Source organism: Pseudanabaena biceps PCC 7429, assembly GCF_000332215.1.
Lineage (GTDB): Bacteria > Cyanobacteriota > Cyanobacteriia > Pseudanabaenales > Pseudanabaenaceae > Pseudanabaena > Pseudanabaena biceps.
Genome location: NZ_ALWB01000120.1, coordinates 1 through 17,267, shown reverse-complemented (window position 1 = coordinate 17,267; position 17,267 = coordinate 1). Strand labels below are relative to the sequence as shown.

General features: G+C 42.4%; 13 protein-coding genes and 3 pseudogenes. 10 read left to right on the top strand and 6 right to left on the bottom strand.

Annotated elements, in window-relative coordinates; all coding sequences use genetic code 11:
* A pseudogene (locus tag PSE7429_RS27240) lies at positions 1-322 on the top strand (hypothetical protein); the annotation flags it as partial.
* A gap of 360 nt (positions 323-682) precedes the next feature.
* Positions 683-1,669 carry a DNA cytosine methyltransferase gene (dcm, locus tag PSE7429_RS13915; RefSeq protein ID WP_009627864.1) on the top strand — a complete coding sequence of 329 codons (987 nt, stop codon included), beginning with the start codon at positions 683-685 and terminating at the stop codon, positions 1,667-1,669.
* A gap of 1 nt (position 1,670) precedes the next feature.
* On the opposite strand, the gene PSE7429_RS13910 is transcribed toward dcm, so the two are convergent.
* The gene (locus tag PSE7429_RS13910) at positions 1,671-2,441 is read right to left on the bottom strand and encodes an LlaMI family restriction endonuclease (protein ID WP_009627863.1); all 771 of its coding nucleotides are present in this window, start codon (positions 2,439-2,441) and stop codon (positions 1,671-1,673) included.
* Position 2,442: 1 nt separating this feature from the next.
* Positions 2,443-2,667: a helix-turn-helix domain-containing protein gene (locus tag PSE7429_RS13905; protein WP_009627862.1), complete on the bottom strand. Its 225-nt coding sequence runs from the start codon at positions 2,665-2,667 to the stop codon at positions 2,443-2,445.
* A gap of 69 nt (positions 2,668-2,736) precedes the next feature.
* Between PSE7429_RS13905 and PSE7429_RS13900 the strand changes: the two genes are divergently transcribed.
* From PSE7429_RS13900 to psaK, 4 genes are all read left to right on the top strand, one after another.
* Positions 2,737-3,474 (top strand): type III pantothenate kinase, encoded by a 738-nt coding sequence (locus PSE7429_RS13900; protein WP_009627861.1) that lies wholly within the window; start codon positions 2,737-2,739, stop codon positions 3,472-3,474.
* A 34-nt stretch (positions 3,475-3,508) separates the two neighbouring features.
* A complete protein-coding gene (locus PSE7429_RS13895; RefSeq protein WP_009627860.1) occupies positions 3,509-4,930 on the top strand; it encodes an AAA family ATPase in 1,422 nt (473 codons plus the stop codon).
* A complete protein-coding gene (locus PSE7429_RS13890; RefSeq protein ID WP_009627859.1) occupies positions 4,927-5,901 on the top strand; it encodes a hypothetical protein in 975 nt (324 codons plus the stop codon). The genes PSE7429_RS13895 and PSE7429_RS13890 overlap by 4 nt, the downstream gene beginning before the upstream one ends.
* Positions 5,902-6,249: 348 nt before the next feature.
* Positions 6,250-6,522: a photosystem I reaction center subunit PsaK gene (psaK, locus tag PSE7429_RS13885; protein WP_009627858.1), complete on the top strand. Its 273-nt coding sequence runs from the start codon at positions 6,250-6,252 to the stop codon at positions 6,520-6,522.
* A gap of 291 nt (positions 6,523-6,813) precedes the next feature.
* Here psaK and PSE7429_RS13880 read toward each other — a convergent pair whose 3' ends face one another.
* On the bottom strand, positions 6,814-7,413 hold the full coding sequence (locus PSE7429_RS13880) for a nitroreductase family protein (protein WP_009627857.1): 600 nt from the start codon (positions 7,411-7,413) through the stop codon (positions 6,814-6,816).
* 289 nt (positions 7,414-7,702) lie between these two features.
* On the opposite strand from PSE7429_RS13880, the gene PSE7429_RS13875 reads away from it, so the two are divergent.
* Together PSE7429_RS13875 and PSE7429_RS13870 are read left to right on the top strand one after the other, a co-directional pair.
* Entirely contained in the window at positions 7,703-8,911 is a 1,209-nt protein-coding gene (locus PSE7429_RS13875) for a 4-hydroxy-3-methylbut-2-enyl diphosphate reductase (protein ID WP_009627856.1), read from the top strand.
* Between the two features lie 189 nt (positions 8,912-9,100).
* Positions 9,101-9,883: a peptidylprolyl isomerase gene (locus PSE7429_RS13870; protein WP_009627855.1), complete on the top strand. Its 783-nt coding sequence runs from the start codon at positions 9,101-9,103 to the stop codon at positions 9,881-9,883.
* A gap of 243 nt (positions 9,884-10,126) precedes the next feature.
* Here the strand turns inward: PSE7429_RS13870 and PSE7429_RS13865 are convergent, their stop codons facing one another.
* A complete protein-coding gene (locus PSE7429_RS13865) occupies positions 10,127-10,498 on the bottom strand; it encodes a hypothetical protein (protein ID WP_009627854.1) in 372 nt (123 codons plus the stop codon).
* Positions 10,499-11,000: 502 nt separating this feature from the next.
* On the opposite strand from PSE7429_RS13865, the gene PSE7429_RS23735 reads away from it, so the two are divergent.
* Both PSE7429_RS23735 and PSE7429_RS13855 read left to right on the top strand, forming a co-directional pair.
* Entirely contained in the window at positions 11,001-14,171 is a 3,171-nt protein-coding gene (locus tag PSE7429_RS23735) for a DUF4347 domain-containing protein (protein ID WP_009627853.1), read from the top strand.
* Between the two features lie 232 nt (positions 14,172-14,403).
* The gene (locus PSE7429_RS13855) at positions 14,404-16,107 is read left to right on the top strand and encodes a ShlB/FhaC/HecB family hemolysin secretion/activation protein (protein ID WP_009627852.1); all 1,704 of its coding nucleotides are present in this window, start codon (positions 14,404-14,406) and stop codon (positions 16,105-16,107) included.
* 81 nt (positions 16,108-16,188) lie between these two features.
* On the opposite strand, the pseudogene coaD reads toward PSE7429_RS13855, so the two are convergent.
* Positions 16,189-16,662 (bottom strand): annotated as a pseudogene (gene coaD, locus PSE7429_RS13850) (pantetheine-phosphate adenylyltransferase); the annotation flags it as partial.
* A gap of 333 nt (positions 16,663-16,995) precedes the next feature.
* Positions 16,996-17,267, bottom strand: a pseudogene (locus PSE7429_RS13845) (transposase); the annotation flags it as partial.

Below are 17,267 nucleotides of genomic sequence, written 5' to 3'. Positions count from 1 at the left end.
TGGGTTTCTGTTTGGCATTGAAAATCGCTCAGTCTCCTTGAGTGCAGATGCAACCGCATATTCTTCGGTATCAAACTGCGAAATTCCCTATACTGGAATAGAGATGCATCTTAAGGGGTTTGGTTTGGTCAAGGTGTTTAGAACGGTTTTCAAAACGAGTTCCGTCACTACATCATCTACCGACCTGACCCTGACAAAATTGCTGAGATTACTCGGGCTCAATTCTTGGACATCCATGATCTGCATTGGCAGATTGAATCTTTCCACAGAACTGTTAAACAAGTTGCCAATATTGAGCGTTTCTTCGTTAGACAGACTGTAGCTATCTCCAATCATATCTTTGCTGCTATTTCCGCTTTTGTCCATTTGCAGTTGCGTTGTATTCACAATTTAATTACGAATTGCTATGCCCTCAAGCGTAATTTGTTCAATGATGTCATTCGTTCTTTTGTCATGGAAAACTTAGCTGATTACAATTATCTCCTACCTGCAAATCTTCTCCCTTCTGTCAATGCGTAACTTCTAGGAATGATATTTTTGATATTGCCTTTTCTCTTGCATTGCAAAATGTTATGGATGAGTATAAGGGAAAAGGCTATCACCTAACTGAGCAATGGCAGTTTAAACGTGATATTGAAACAATGTTGAGTGTTAAGTTTTGGGATGAGTAGATAAGAAACAAATGAAGCGATTAATAAAACATCAGCAATTTAGTTTGTTTGATCAAATATCTCTTTTTTCACAACGTCAATATAGAGCTATAGATTTATTCTCAGGGATAGGTGGAATAAGATTAGGTTTTGAGAAGGCATTTAAAGAGAGAGTAGAGTTTGTTTTTTCCTCTGAAATCGACAAATATGCTCGAATAACTTATGAAAGTAATTTCGGTGATTGTCCCCATGGAGACATAACTAAAATCCCCCCTCATGAAATACCAGCATTCGATATTTTGCTAGCTGGATTCCCTTGTCAACCTTTCTCTCATGCAGGATTAAAAAAAGGTTTTGACGATACAAGAGGCACTTTATTTTTTGATATTGCAAAAATTATAGAATTCCATAGACCAGAAGTTGTTTTTCTTGAAAATGTCAAAGGATTTAAAAATCATGACAAAGGGAATACATTTGCTGTTGTTAAAAGAACTCTTAATAATTTAGGTTATAAAGTATTTGCAGAAGTTCTAAACGCTAAGAATTTTGGAGTGCCTCAAAACAGAGAAAGAATTTATATTATTGCTTTTCAAAATCACGATATTAATTTTGAATTTCCAATAGGAAATAATCAAGGAATCAGGTTAGGCAATATTTTAGAAGCTAATGTTGATAGCAAATACACTATTTCAGATAAATTATGGGAAGGGCATCAAAGAAGAAAAACAGAACACCAAGCAAAAGGTAATGGCTTTGGATATTCTCTGTTTAACGCTGACTCATCTTATACCAGCACAATTAGTGCTAGATACTATAAGGATGGTTCTGAGATTTTAATTGATCAAAAAAGCAAAAATCCAAGAAAATTAACACCAAGAGAAGCTGCTCGTCTCCAAGGTTTTCCAGATGAATTTAAAATCATTCCTAGTGACACTCAAGCATATAAACAATTTGGAAATAGCGTAGCTGTGCCTGTTATTGAGAAACTAGCGAAAAGTATATTAGCTTATTTAGACTAGTTTAATAGGTCTCTATTATAAGACTGTCCCAAAAATTATTTAATGCACGCCATTGTGAGTAAGGTCTATTATTCCCTTGATACATACCACTATCGAAGAAAACTACTCCTTCTGCTACCAGATCAATCCAAGATTCAAAAGTAATTGGTTTACCAAATTGAATATTAGTATACACACCTAAACTATTTTGAAGACACTTAAACCATCCCTTATCATTAAACTTTGATTCGACTCTTTTCTTCATGGAGTTGCTTGTCCATCGAGCCAAAATCAAATCATTGATTTGCATATTTACTGGAATAATATCTTTTTTATTCTGTCTAGAGTCTTGATCGTAACTATAGATTGCAGTAATATCCTTGTTTTCAGTGATTATCAACTTTTGTCCATATCGATTAAAGTTTTTGATTTTAGGAGTGACTTCTCCAGACCAAGAATAACGACCTTTATCTAGCTTGTATGTCCCAAATATTTGCATAAAACAATCTCTATTTACTCCCGTATTTCCAGAAGTAAAATATTTATAATCTTTAAAAATATAATAATCTGCTGACCAATCGCCAAAAGTTATTTTGCCAGAAGTAGTTTGATTTTTCATCTCATAACCAAACAAATCTGCTTCAGTTTTGTTGTTAATCTTAATCCCCATTTGATGCTCAAGCCAATGTCCAGCTTTACCATCATGATCTTGATTTATATTAGATGTATCAGGTTTTCTACCCCTTACATTATTATCAAAACGGTTAATAATTTCTTGTTTACCTTCTTCCACTTTATAGCTCACTCAATAGTTCAGATAGGCTGATGCCTAAACCATTACTGAGCTTCTTCAAATTTAAGTAGGAGGGATTTCTTGCAGATCTTTCTAATAAACTGATGTATGTTCTATCAAAGCCACATTTTTCAGCTAACTTTTCTTGAGATAATCCAAGGATTTTCCGTCTTTTTTTAATTTGTTCTGCTAGAAGCTTTAGTGCTAGCTTTGCGTCATCATCCATGAAATAAAGCTAAAATAATGCAGACAAAACAACAACGGACAATTCGTCTCATTTTGAACATAGATTGATATGAATAAGTATCTTGCGATCGCCATTGGCAACACCAGAATTAAGGCGGTTATTTTTGGTGGCGATCGCCAAATTCTTGAAGAATATGCCTTTACCCATGACCAATTACCAATCTTAGAAACGAAGCTTGTGGATCGAGATTTTGCAGATATTGCGATCGCTTCCGTCGTCCCCGATCTGCTCACCATCTGGCATAATCTACCGCAAACTCAAATTATCAAAACGAGCGATGTGCCTTTGCATGGTTTGTACGCCACGATGGGATGCGATCGCGCTTTGGCGGCGTATGGGGCTGGGGAAGTCTATGGCTATCCTGTCTTAGTGATCGATGCAGGAACTGCCATTACCTTAACGGGGATTGATGCGGATAAGGCTTTATTGGGTGGGGCAATTGTGGCAGGATTGCGATCGCAGTTTTGGAGTTTGTACCAAAATACGGCAGCTTTGCCCGATGTACATATTCCCGAAACCTTGCCAAATCGTTGGGGCATGGATACGCCTAACTCAATTCAAGCGGGGATTGCTCACATATTTTTATCAGGTTTACAAGCTTATATCACTGATTGGCGATCGCAGTTTCCGCTCGGTCGAGTAATTTTGACAGGTGGCGATGGCGATCGACTCGAATCTTGGGGGCTAAGAGTAGATGCGATCGACCCACTATTAGTTTTTTGGGGAATTTGGCATTGCTGCCGCAAAACTAAAAACCCAGAAAAAATTAAAGGGGATCACTTTTAATCTAAAATTATCAGAAAAGCATCATATTTAGATCGTGAATTTTAATCCTCAGCTTTGTCGTAACGAAAGTGAAGTCGAAAGTAAATTAATTGTGCAGTATCTTTTGCCCATGCTGGGTTACGATGCGAGTAAGTGGCATCAGGAAGTTGCTCTAGGTAGTATTCGTTTAGATTTTTTAGCATTAATTTCCCCAATCATCCCCGCTAGCTCCAACTCATTCCCCAAAGCATCCCCAAAAATATGCGTAGTAATGGAGGCAAAACATCCCAAACAAAACCTCAATTTTCATGTGCGTCGTCTTAGGCGTTATTTAAGCAGCCTACAAGTTCTATATGGAGTTTTAACTAATAGCAAAGATTTTCGGATTTATGAACTTGAGGGCGATGGGATCAATCTAATTTTTCAATGTCAAGGCTTAGAAATAGCTGACAAAATGGCGAAAATTAAAGATATCATTGGCAGGGACAAATTAGCAGGACTAGAAGCTAGTCAATCCCAATCATCGATTGATTTCCCAATTCCAATTCCGATTCCAATTAAGAATATAACTTTACCTTCGGAACCTATTTCACTTGTAACTTCAGAATCTATAACCATGAAAACGATCGCAATCTATCACAACAAAGGCGGTGTCGGTAAAACCACAACAACGATTAATCTAGCCGCAGCCATGAGTCGGAAAGGATTAAAGGTATTGATTATTGACCTTGATAGCCAAGCAAATACCACCTATGCGGCAGGGTTAATGAAATTTGCCAATGAAGACGATGATATGCTCAAAGACAGCAATGTTTATAATGTCATCCATTACCCCCGCTCCAACTACATTCCTGAGATTGCCTTAAAAGGAAGTTTTACCTATCCTGAAGTAGATGTCATTCCCGCCCATATCAATTTGATCTGGCAAGAAAACACCCTCGTCGATCAAGAGAGTTCTAAATTTCAATTGGTCAAGAAGTTGGAACTTGTGAAGGATCAATACGATGTCGTTTTAATTGATACACCCCCATCGCTCAATCTATACGCCAAAATCGCCCTAATCGCCTGTGATTATTTAATCATTCCTTCCGATCTAAAACCATTTGCGAATGAAGGTTTGCGTAATGTCAGAAACTTTATTCAAGAGATTGATGAATTTCGTAGTTATACCAATCGAAATGGGATCAAGGTGTTGGGGGTTTTACCTTCTAAAATACTCACAAATGCTAATTATATTAAGGCAACGCTTCCCAAACAGGAAAAAGTCATCACAGAACGCTATGGATTTCCAGTTCTAGAAACTCGCATTTTTCAACGGGAAGATTTATCGCGAGCAGTTGATAATTTCATACTCGAAGGAGATATTCAAACTCCTGACCCCAAATCTATTTTCGACTTTAAGCCTGATTCCATATCAGCCGCTGAATTTGAAGAACTCGCCAATGAGATTCTCAATAAGATAGGAACGCGCCCATGAGTCTCCTGACATCTTCGATCGATCTTGATATGATCGCACCGCCATTAACAGAAAGTCAACTGCAATTTCCTGCCAGTGAGATTGATCATCTCGCGCAACTATTTTTACAAGTCGGTGACACAGTTCGACCAATCATATTAAGGAGAATCTCACCAATTTCCTTTGAGATTCTGGAAGGATATTTTGAATATTATGCAGCGATGAAAGCACAGGAAATAGATGATCAATTCACAGCCATTCGCGCCTATGTAGTTCCACCCGATCGCGAGTTAGCGATTCTCAGTCAGTATCAATTTTTGCGATCGCTATCCACTCCACTTGCTAACGAAAAGACAGATTCCTTACCAATTACCCCTAGCGAAAGGCAATCCGACTTAGAGAAAATAGAACAAACAATAGAACAAACAATAGAACGAACAATTGCCAATCGCTTAGACCAGAAAATTGCTGCCACCATTGAGCGCATAGTCGAAGAAAAAATTGGTTCGAGCTTTCAAGCCATGACCAAACAAATAACGAACCAGATAACACAACAGTTGGATATACATTTATCGGAGATCAAGCGATCGCTATTATTGACACCAGTTACTCCTCCAGTTGCTCCTCCAATTAATCAGATTATCGAATCTTCCGCACCTCCAGTTGAGACTATTTTGGAATCTGTAACCAAGAAACCCAGTAAATCTACACGAACGAATCAACCCAAGACTCGATCATCAGGATCGTCTCCGACAAAATCCGCTATCAAGGAAAGCGATCCGAAAGTAATAGAAGTTCTTAGGGAATTGAATACGTTAAATTTTGGCGATTTAGAATATAAGCTATTAAAATCCAGAAGTAAAAAGTTTGCTAGACCGATTTACGAATTAAGGTTACAGCAACCCGATCAAAAATTCCAATCGATCCTCGATATCACTAAGGTTGAGGGAATTGCGGAAAAAACTATACTAAAAATTATTGCTGCATGGTAGCTGCATGATAATTATATAAGTAAACTTAAAACTTAGAAGAGCATACCGCCCACTATGTGGGCGGTATGCTCTCTGGTTCTAGCTACTTACAGCGCTTCGCGCTCAAACCCAAACCAAGGAAATTTTTGAAAGCGTTGCAAAGCAACGCTTTCAAAAATTTCCTTGTGGTTCGTTTGATCGATAATTGCTGTAAGTGAACTACTTAGCAAGAACAGTAAGAGAGAAACTGTAAACGATTGCTAAGTTTAATAAATTTAGCTTAAGAAGAATTTTTTGATGTCTGATTACCTCATAGGATTATTTTGATTAAAAAAAATTTTATAGGTAATTAGACTTAAGCAAAAAATTATGACATACCTAACCCTGAACTTATTAGCAGCCGTACCTACAACCCCAGTCTGGTCTCCCAGCGTAGCTCTGATTATGATTACCGCTAATTTATTTGCATTAGTTGTTGCTCGTTATGGTATCCAAGTCAAGGGTGTTGGTCCTAGCTTACCTGTAGAGCTTCCAGGACTATTTGCAGGTTTTGGTTTGCCAGAATTGCTCGCAGTTACTAGCTTTGGTCATGTCCTCGGAGCTGGTTTGATCTTAGGATTAGCCCAAGCAGGCTTGTTATAACGATTAAAATCGATAGCTTCTAGAATTAACGTGAGTTCGGGATAATTTAAAATGGGCTTTGAGAAAGGGTTTGCTACGCAAACCCTTTCTCAAAGGCTGAAAGTAAAAGCCTTGCGTAGCAAGGCTTTTACTTTCAGCCTTTTATAGCTATAGTCAGTAATGTTAGGACAAAAATCAAACCCAATAGAGAGTTGTGGCGCGAAGCGCCGCAACTCTCTATTGGGTTTGATGTCCTGACTGAAGTGAATATAGCTATAAAATTTGCCAGCTTAAATCGAACTGAATTTAGAATTAAACGAACGGTGCGGAATTTCCCCAACCACCAGTAAAGACAAAACTAGATGATGGATAGCGATCGCGAGGAGCATTCTCGCGTTCTTGCAAATCCGCAGGAAGATTGCTCGTTTCACCTGCATAACCGATCGCGATCGCGGCAATTGGACGCGCCGTTTCAGGAATATTAAAAGTCGCGATCGCCTTAGTTGCATCAAAACCACCCATCTGGTGAACGACAAGATTTAAGGCTGTAGCTTGCAAAACTAACGTCGCCGCCGCTTGCCCAGCATCGTATTCACCCCAAGCATTGGGCTTTCCATTATGCTTAAAAGCTTTTTGGGCGACAATTAAACCCAACACAGGAGCAACCTGCGCCCACACAACATTGCCTGGCACAATGCAATCGAGCATTTTCTGATAATTTACTGTGTCATCTTTGGTAGCGATGATAAATGCCCAAGGTTGATCGTTAAAGCAAGAGGAAGCCCATCGTGCCGCTTCAAATAGTTGGGCGAGTTTTCCTGTCTCAACAAGTTTGCTGTCAAAGGCGCGGGGACTCCATCGCTGAGCAATTAATGGATGAATTTCATGATCAGTCAGTGCTGGTTTTTCCATATTGATATGTTGAGTTGATGAGTTTTAGTTCGTCCTAAGTAGTTAAGCATCATTTAAACCCAAAACTAGAGAGTGTACCGCCCGCTACAAGGGCGGTACGCTCTTCTAGGTTTTAAGTTGACTTATGCTTAGCTACTTAATCAATATAGCAATCTATTTTTGCTCAGGACAGCAACCCTAAAAAGATGAGTGGCGGCGCTAGCGTCGCCACTCATCTTTTTAGGGTTGCTGTCTAACGATTGCTATATAATACTTTCAGCACAATTACTTAGGACGTTATTTTACGCGCATGGACAACACGCTCGATACCCAAGCTATGCGAAGGGCTTTGCATAAATCTCCTAATTATTTTCGCCAAGGATTTGGTCATGGAGAAGAAGCTGAATCCACCATGCGATCGCAATATCATAGCGACCTAATCCAAACAATTCGCGATCATAACTATGTTTATACACAGGGTGATGTGACCATCTATTTAGCGAAATCTTTCGGGTTTTGTTGGGGTGTGGAACGCGCAGTGGCAATGGCGTATGAAACCAGAACTCAGTTTCCTACAGAAAGAATTTGGATTACAAATGAAATCATTCACAATCCTTCCGTGAATGCCAAACTCAAGGAAATGGAAGTTCAATTTGTGCCAGTAAACGATAGCGGAGTAAAGGACTTTTCTGGAGTCGGACAGGGTGATGTCGTAATTTTGCCAGCCTTTGGCGCTAGTGTTCAGGAAACTCAGTTATTAGATAGCCTCGGCAGTAAGATCGTCGATACAACCTGTCCTTGGGTATCCAAGGTATGGAACCGTGTCGAGAAGCATAAAAAAGCGGATTTCACTTCTATCGTTCACGGCAAGTATAATCATGAGGAAACGATCGCGACCAGTTCCTATGCCAAGCGTTATCTAGTCGTGCTAAATATGAAAGAAGCTGAGTATGTGACTAATTACATTCTCAAGGGAGGAGATCGCCAAGAGTTTCTAAGCAAGTTTAGCAAGGCGATCTCCGCAGGCTTCGATCCCGATCGCGATCTCGAAAGAGTGGGAGTCGCGAATCAAACAACCATGCTTAAAGGTGAAACGGAAGCGATTGGCAAGTTGTTTGAAAAGACGATGATGCAAAAATATGGCGTGGAAAATGTTAATGAACATTTTCTGGCTTTTAATACAATCTGTGATGCTACTCAAGAGCGTCAGGATGCAATGTTTGAAATCGTCGAAGAGGATCTCGATTTGATGATCGTCATCGGTGGTTATAATTCGTCCAATACGACCCACTTACAGGAAATTGCGATCGAGCGCAATCTTCCTTCCTACCACATTGATGATGTGCATCGGATTCTATCGGCTGAAGCGATCGAGCATAAGCCCCTCGGTAAAGCAATCGAGCAAGCCGTCAATTGGTTGCCCACAGGCAAAATCAGCATTGGGGTAACTTCAGGTGCATCAACCCCCGATCGCGTTGTCGAAGATGTCATTAATAGGATTTTTACCTTAAAAAATTAATTTTAAATGTTCATATATAGTTATAGCCAATTACAGCAATTACCGATCAAACGAACCACAAGGAAATTTTTGAAAGCGTTGCTTTGCAACGCTTTCAAAAATTTCCTTGGTTTGGGTTTGAGCGCAAAGCGCTGTAAAACCTTACTAAAACCTTACTAAAACCTTATTAAAATTATTAAAGGGATAAAAATGTTACGTTGGATCCTTAGTTGTGTTTTAGCAGCGAGTTTATTAATCACTGGTTGTAGTAGCAGTAGTGGTGTTTCTGCTACTTCTTCTCCGACCTCATCTTCTAGTACCACTTCTAGCACTACAGCTAGTAGCGCCCCTAAGTCGGCATCACCTACGGCTAGCAATACCGATGCCGCTTCTCCTAAGCCTGCGGATAGCTCAGTAGATCCTGCCATTGCTAAGTTTGTCCAGCTCAAGGGAACAGCCACCGTAGAGTTAAAACTAAAATCTGGAATCGTTAAAATCGACATTGATGGTGACAATGCCCCAGTGACCGCAGGAAATTTTGTCGATTTGGTCAAACGTGGAGTCTATAACGGGTTGAATTTCCATCGGGTAGTTAAGGAGCCAACCCCCTTTGTGGTTCAAGGTGGCGATCCCCTTGGCAATGGTACGGGTAATTTTATCGATCCCGCTTCATCTCAGCCCCGTTATATTCCCTTAGAAATTTTGCCTGATGGGGCGAAACAGCCTGTCTATGGTGAAGTTTTACCCCCTACCAAAAAGCCAAAATTGCGTCACAATAAGGGCGCGATCGCGATGGCAAGATCTCAGTCTCCTAACTCTGCATCCTGTCAGTTTTATTTTGCCCTCGATGATATTTATTTCCTCGATGGTTCCTATGCGGTGTTTGGCTACGTGACCGAAGGTATGGAATTAATCGACAAAATTCAAGTAGGCGATCGCATTGAGTCGATCACGATCACTAAAGGTGCTGAAAATCTCAAACAACCCACCTAATCAAACGTGAGTTCAGGATAATTTGAAACGGTATTTGAGAAAGGGTTTGCGTAGCAAACCCTTTCTCAAATACCAAAAGCAAAAGCCTTGCGGAGCAAGGCTTTTGCTTTTGGTATTTTAAAATTTGCCAGCTTAACCCGAACTGACGTTAAGAAATGGCTACGCCGTTTCTTAGCTTGGTATAGTCGATAGGAGTTTGTTACAAAAAAGAGGGAGACGCTTTGCGTCTCCCTCTTTTTTGGTTTATCTGACACGAATGATTCTCTTCTCGATGATGTATTGCTCTCCGCGATCGTGGTTGTATTGCCAGTCGTAGTTATTGGAGCGGTTACTATAAATTACCGTTGGCGAATTAATCCTATACCGAGAATTACCGTAGTAAGAAGGTGACGAAGGATAGACTTCTTTGACGATAACTGATCCATTATTATGCCAATTATGGTATTCGTAGCGTTCTTGGTAATAGGGAACAGAGTTGTAGCCAGAGTAATAGGTATGAGAACGATAGGAAGGACTCGATCCTAGCCTAATGTTGATCGATACATCTGCCATTGCTGAGGATACCCATGTCCCCATTGCTCCGAGAGAAGCGATCGCAGCTATTAATAATTTCATTGGTTTATGCTCCTTAAGATTTAACAACACAATGTAGAAGCCACCTATTACCTACTTTATCTCAAACCTTATAGTCCTAGTCAGTTTTTTGAGCCAGTTTTTTGAGCTATAGTACCAACCAGCGGTTAAGCATAATTAAAAAAACAAACCAGAGAGCGTACCGCCCGCGTAGCGGGCGGTACGCTCTTCTAGGTTTTTAAGGTTACTTATGCCTAGCTACTTAATAGCATTAAATCCTATTAAGATAATGGAGCTTTACTGGAGTCTAAATGAGCTTAACTCTTGCTGATATATAAAATTTTATTGATATATTAATGATATATGTCCTATTAATTTTGCCAAATTTATCAATTGCAACCATAAAACCTTTACTGTATACACAGTAAGCACTTTGGCTTATATATGACTTTCAACTATCTCCAGTCACTTAAATATCAGGATTTGCATTAAAATTTATAGTAGTCTATAGGCTTAAAAATATAGATTCTCAATATGTAAGCCCATGAAATTCTTGATCGAGGTCTTCAAGAGGGGAGCCATCCTAGCGATCGCCACTGCTATAGTTCAGATTTTCAGCGAAGCCCCCACGAAGGCTCAGGGGATCGTACCCGCAGCAGATGGAACGGGGACATTAGTCCTGCCCAATGGGAAAACGATAGACATAACAGGCGGAACGCAAGCAGGAGCCAACCTCTTTCATAGCTTCCAAGAATTCGGCTTAAGCCAAGGACAAATCGCCAACTTTATCAGTCAACCGAATGTCCAAAATATCCTGAGTCGAGTGGTGGGAGGTAACCCATCGATAATTAACGGACTGATCCAAGTAACGGGAAGTAACGCCAACCTCTATATCATCAATCCATCGGGCATCGTCTTCGGAGCAAACGCAAGTCTAAATGTCCCCGCCGCCTTCACCGCCAGCACCGCCACAGGGATTCAGGTCGGGAATGGATGGTTTGGCATTAATAGCAGCCTCGCAGAGATCAAAACTCTCATCGGAACACCCAACGCCTTCGCCTTTACGGCTAGCTCTACCGCAATTCCCACAGGAGAGACAAAAGGAGCGATCGTCAATCAAGGGAACCTCACCGTAGGGAATGGGAACAGCATCACCCTCGCGGGAGGAATTGTGATTAACACAGGAACGATAGATGCTCCCAATGGCAAAATCAACATCACCGCCACCCCCGATGGGAAATACGTAAAGATCTCCCCCGAAGGAAGTTTATTAAGTCTGGATCTACCCATCGCCGACCAACAAGCCGTAGGGAACAGTCGCCCGATTGAAGGACTAGATCTATCGCAATTGCTAACAGGGAGTGCTAATACTCCAACTCAAGCAGGAAGCGCAGTTATTAGTGGAAATCTGAGCGCAACAGGAATAGACCTACTCGCCGATCGCTATGACAGCAGCCAAGCGAACCTAAACTCCCCAAATATCCAGCAGGGGTGGAACGTCGTATTTATCGATAGCGCTGTCAAAGACTACCAAACCCTGATCGATGGAACCAAAGGCGGAAGCAGAATCAGCGTCATCGCCAGCAGTCAAGGCATCCAGCAAGTTACGGATACCCTTGCCAGCATTACGGGAGCGAATAGCCTGCATATCGTATCGGAAGGCAACGCAGGGAACTTCTGGCTTGGCAAAGACTTTGTGAGCAGCAGCGACATAGCCAACTATGCCGCTGAACTGCAATCATGGGGCAAAGCGCTCTCGCCATCAGCGATCGTGTTGCTCTATGCCTGTAACCTTGCCAAAGGACAGGATGGAGCCGCTTTTGTACAGTCGATTAAAGGATTGACAGGGCATGAGGTCGCAGCTTCCAGCGATCGCACGGGAAGTGTTGCCTCAGGCGGCAACTGGACTTTGGAATATCAGACAGGTGGAAGTCCCGCCGCGATCGCTTTTGAGAGTAAGGCAACAAATGCATACCAATATGCGTTGGCAACAAACACAGTAACGAATGTGAGCGATAGCGGCACGGGATCGCTACGTGATGCGATTACGACCGCATTGAATGGTGACGCGATCGCCTTTGCACCTAACATCAATGGACAGATCATTTATCTGACCAGCGGCGGGCTTAACATTGCTAACAGCCTCGCGATTAATGGAAATGGCAAGACAAATACGGTTATTGAGGGGAGCTTAAATGGAAACAACGGAATTTTCTACATCACTGGTTCGCCTACTATCTCCTTCAACGATTTGACTATTCAGAATGGCAACTATGCTGGAGGTGCTGCTATTTTCAACAATAGCAGTGGCACGATAAATATTAGCAACAGTAACCTGTCTGGCAATTTTTCATCAGGTGGTGGGGCTATTTACAGCAATGGAGGCACGGTAAATATTAGCAACAGCAATCTGTCTGGCAATACTGCCTCTTTTGGCGGTGCTATTTTCGGCATTAACACCATACTAAATATTGACAACAGCATCCTGTCTGGCAATACTGCTGCTGTGGGTGGTGCGATTGTTGCTCAAGGTGGTGCGCTAAATATTAGCAATAGCACCCTGTCTGGTAATTATGGTCAATCTGGTGGTGGGGCTATTTACGCCATTGCCCCAATATCCATCAGCAATAGTACCCTATCTGGCAATTCTACGGATGCTTATGGTGGGGCTATTTACCAAAATGGTTCCACCTTGGATATTACTAACAGTACCCTGTCTGGCAATTCTGCTGGTTTTTATGGTGGGGCTATTTTTAATTATGGCATCACATTATCAATAAGCAATAGCACCCTGTCTGGCAATTCTGCTGTGGGTGGCGGTGCTATCTTTAATGCTTACGCTGCGGTAACAGTTAACAGCAGCACGATTAGCAATAACTCAGCCGATTCATCATCAACTGCCATACCCTACAATACAGGTGGTGGTATCTTCAACTTCTTTGGCACGGTCAGCCTTGCCAATACGATCATCGCCGCCAACTTTGATACCAAAAATAATTCAGGAACGGGAACGCTTAGCCCCGATTTATGGGGCGCGTTTGTCGATAATGGCAACAATCTCATCGGTGATACTACGGGCAGTACGGGCTTCACGAATAGCACACTCTTAGGCAATGCGAGCAACCGCCTCGATCCGCAACTTTTACCCCTCGGCAACTATGGCGGCAGTACGCAAACCCAATTGCCCAAGCCCACTAGCCCCGTTATCAATGCGGGAAATAATGCAACCAAAACCACCGACCAAAGAGGCTACAGCCGTATCGTGGGAGGAGCGGTTGACATCGGAGCTGTGGAAGTTCAAGGCTATACCATTTCGCCCGTAAACGACAACAAGGGCTTTCAGCTTACGGAAAACAATTCCAATACGCCAATTCCGAACATTCCCATCACGGTTACCGTTACTTCTTCTTCAGGAGAAACGACATCCTACACCACCACTACCGATGCCTCAGGTATCGCAAGTTTGCAATCCTTGCCAACTAGTCTAGGCACTTTTACGATTAGCGGCGCGATCTCAACCAAGGCTCCCGTTACATCTAATTCCATCACGATTACTAATGCTTCTGTGTCAAATAACGCTTTCTTGCCAACTAACACTTACAAATCACCAAGGCAAGATGCCGCAGATAAGGAAGTTGATGGTCATCATACTGATTGTTCGCAAAATTCGAGTGGAACTCTCGATCAAAAATGTCTCACCACTATCTCTAAATAATGGCGTTAATATACTTGACACACCACGCAGATTTTACCCCCCTCAGTCCCCCCTTGAAAGGGGGGAAGTCTAAGTTCTCCCCCTTTCAAGGGGGAGTTAGAGGGGGTTTTAGAGATTTGGTGCGTCAAGTATATTAATGCCCTTTTTAAGGGGGATTGAGGGGGATCTAACCCTTGAAACGCAGACAGATATACCTGCCAACTTAATTTAGAAAATCAAATAGAAAATCGAAATGAATAGCCCGAACGCCTTCATCCCCTTTGTTCTTACATTGTCGAGTTTTTCGATCCTTGCCAATATTAGTTGCAACTCGCGCCTCATGGAAGCATCAGCCTTAGAACAGAAAGATATCCATTTCCTTAATACTCCCAAAAGTTCTAAGCTAGTAGGGAATGAAATCGCGCCAGCACCCACATCACCATTATTAGTCGCACAGGCGATCGCTATCAAAAAGGTTAATGTCATCGGCAGCACCCTATCAGACAATGCCGACTTCAGCAGCGCGATCGCCAAAATATCCGCAGCCCTTGAAGGCAAACAAGTATCCGCCGCAGAAATCCAAAAAGCCGCGCGATCGATATCCCAACTTTATGCCGATCGCGGATATACAACATCTCGCGCCGAAGTTGATTCCAATCAAATTGTCGATGGAGTTGTCACCATTCGCGTAATTGAAGGTCGCATTGAAAAGATCGAAATTCAAGGCTTAAACAATACCAATCCCGATTATGTGCGATCGCGCCTTGAGTTAGGTGTGGGCATTCCCGCCAATACCACCAAAATCGAAGACCAGTTGCGATTGCTGCGAGCAGACCCAATTTTTAAGAATGTCGAGGCAAGCCTGAAAGCAGGGAGCCAGCCCGATAGCAGTATTCTCTCCGTAAAATTAGAAGAATCCAATCAATTTGGCGGATTTGGCAGTTTCGATAACTATTCTCCTCCTGCGGTAGGTGCGGAACGCTTAGGCGTGGGATTACTCTATCGCAATGTCACGGGCAATGGCGATACCCTTTCGGCGGCCTATTATAGAACTACCACGGGAGGCTCAAATCAATATAGCTTTTCCTATAATTTGCCGCTCAATCCCATGAATGGAACTCTGACGCTGCAATATTCGCCTAGTAATTTCCGCATCACCCAAACTCCTTTTGATGTATTTAACATCAATGGTAATAACGCTCAGTACGATGTCAGTTTTCGACAACCGTTAGTGCGATCGAGCATCGAAGAATTTGCGCTGACCTTGGGCTATAACTATCAAAACGGGCAAACATTTTCCTTTAACGATCTCGCCACGCCCTTTGGTACTGGCCCCGATGCTAATGGCGTTAGCAAAACCAGCGTACTTCGCTTCGGGCAGGACTATACCCTGCGCGATCTTTCGGGTACTTGGGCTTTGCGATCGCAGTTCAATCTGGGCACGGGGCTATTCGGTTCGACCTATGTCACTACCCCTAGCGGCTCGTTTTTTAGCTGGCTCGGACAGGTGCAGCGCTTGCAGTCCCTAGGTACGGACTCTATACTGATTGCTTCTTTGGATGCACAACTATCTGCCGATCCCTTGCTGCCTTCGCAACAGTTTATTATTGGGGGCGGTCAGTCCCTGCGTGGGTTTCGTCAAAATGCCCGATCTGGTGATAATGGCATTCGATTTTCGTTAGAAAATCGCAATACCATCGTTCGCAACGAACAAGGTGTGCCAGTCCTGCAAATTATTCCCTTTCTAGATGCTGGGGGTGTGTGGAATAACTCTAAAAATCCCAATACTTTGCCCGCGCAAAACTTCTTGGCTGGCGGTGGTGTCGGATTTCTGTACACGCCATGGGAGCGCTTAAATTTGCGCTTGGATTTCGCCATTCCTTTTGTCAACCTCAGCGATCGCGGTACTAACGTGCAGGAGCAGTCATTATATTTCAACCTCGGCTATCAATTCTAGGTTCACTCTAGAACTGATAGATGAGTGGCGGCGCTTCGCGCCGCCACTCATTATATATTTGTGTCTAGTGCGATCGGCTTATTGCTGAAATTTTTGTCTTAAGGCGATCGCTACTTGCGGGGTTACTAGATGACCGATTTCGCCACCAAAGCGAGCAATTTCCCGCACTACACTACTACTCAAAAAACTATATTCATTGGAAGTAGATAGAAAAACTGTCTCGATGTCATTTGCCAAGGTCTTATTGGTGTGCGCCATTTGCAATTCCAATTCAAAATCTGAAACCGCCCGCAATCCTCTAATTAAAACCTGTGCTTGTTTGAGATGGGCATAGGTGACAGTTAAACCTGTAAAGGTATCGACATCAACATTGTCGAGATACTGGGTTGCTTCGCGAATCTGTAACATTCTTTCCTCCATCGTAAATAGAGGCGTTTTATTGGGATTTCGTAAAACCGCAACTATCACGCGATCGAAGAGATGACTGCCGCGTTTAATAATATCGAGATGCCCAAAGGTAATCGGATCGAAACTACCTGGATAAATAGCAATCAACGCAGTCACCAAATCACTATGCAAGCAATTATAGCTGTTGCTAGTGCAAGTTTTGCTTGGGACTAATCCCAAAAGATGATTAGTGGGGCGAAGCGTCACCAATCAAACAGGGAGACTTGCTTGCTAATTTAGTAAATTCGTCAGGGGCAAAAAACTCATCATTATTAATTGGCAGGCGATCGATATATTGACCGAAAGTCGTCTTTAAATAAACATCTCGGCATTCGACTTCCTCTAGATTTGTCTGAGGGTAGTGCTAAACAGGTAAGGATGGGCGGCGCGAAGCGCCGCCCATCCTTACCTGTTTAAATCCTTTCCTTTTTAGGACTACTGATAACCTGAGTCACGTTTCCATTTTTTACGCCCATGTTTACGGATATAACGGAGATTTTGGTCACGGGGATGTGGTGCAGCATTGGTATTGCCATGAAGCCAGATTTTGGTCATCTTTGCGCGGAGGAATCACGGCTTTAGCACCATGTTGGGCTATCTCGTCATAACAATGACGATGGTCATAGGCTCCATCTGCGGAAACTTGAGCGATTTCAGCATCAATGCCTTCGAGAATATCGGCGAGTACTTCACCATCGTGGCAATCATTCATG

What these genes read in the sequence shown, in the direction of transcription:
- dcm (WP_009627864.1), top strand. Translation starts at nt 683, where the DNA reads ATGAAGCGATTAATAAAACATCAGCAATTTAGTTTGTTTGATCAAATA.
- PSE7429_RS13905 (WP_009627862.1), bottom strand. Translation starts at nt 2,667, where the DNA reads ATGGATGATGACGCAAAGCTAGCACTAAAGCTTCTAGCAGAACAAATT.
- PSE7429_RS13900 (WP_009627861.1), top strand. Translation starts at nt 2,737, where the DNA reads ATGAATAAGTATCTTGCGATCGCCATTGGCAACACCAGAATTAAGGCG.
- PSE7429_RS13890 (WP_009627859.1), top strand. Translation starts at nt 4,927, where the DNA reads ATGAGTCTCCTGACATCTTCGATCGATCTTGATATGATCGCACCGCCA.
- psaK (WP_009627858.1), top strand. Translation starts at nt 6,250, where the DNA reads ATGACATACCTAACCCTGAACTTATTAGCAGCCGTACCTACAACCCCA.
- PSE7429_RS13880 (WP_009627857.1), bottom strand. Translation starts at nt 7,413, where the DNA reads ATGGAAAAACCAGCACTGACTGATCATGAAATTCATCCATTAATTGCT.
- PSE7429_RS13875 (WP_009627856.1), top strand. Translation starts at nt 7,703, where the DNA reads ATGGACAACACGCTCGATACCCAAGCTATGCGAAGGGCTTTGCATAAA.
- PSE7429_RS13870 (WP_009627855.1), top strand. Translation starts at nt 9,101, where the DNA reads ATGTTACGTTGGATCCTTAGTTGTGTTTTAGCAGCGAGTTTATTAATC.
- PSE7429_RS13865 (WP_009627854.1), bottom strand. Translation starts at nt 10,498, where the DNA reads ATGAAATTATTAATAGCTGCGATCGCTTCTCTCGGAGCAATGGGGACA.
- PSE7429_RS23735 (WP_009627853.1), top strand. Translation starts at nt 11,001, where the DNA reads ATGAAATTCTTGATCGAGGTCTTCAAGAGGGGAGCCATCCTAGCGATC.
- PSE7429_RS13855 (WP_009627852.1), top strand. Translation starts at nt 14,404, where the DNA reads ATGAATAGCCCGAACGCCTTCATCCCCTTTGTTCTTACATTGTCGAGT.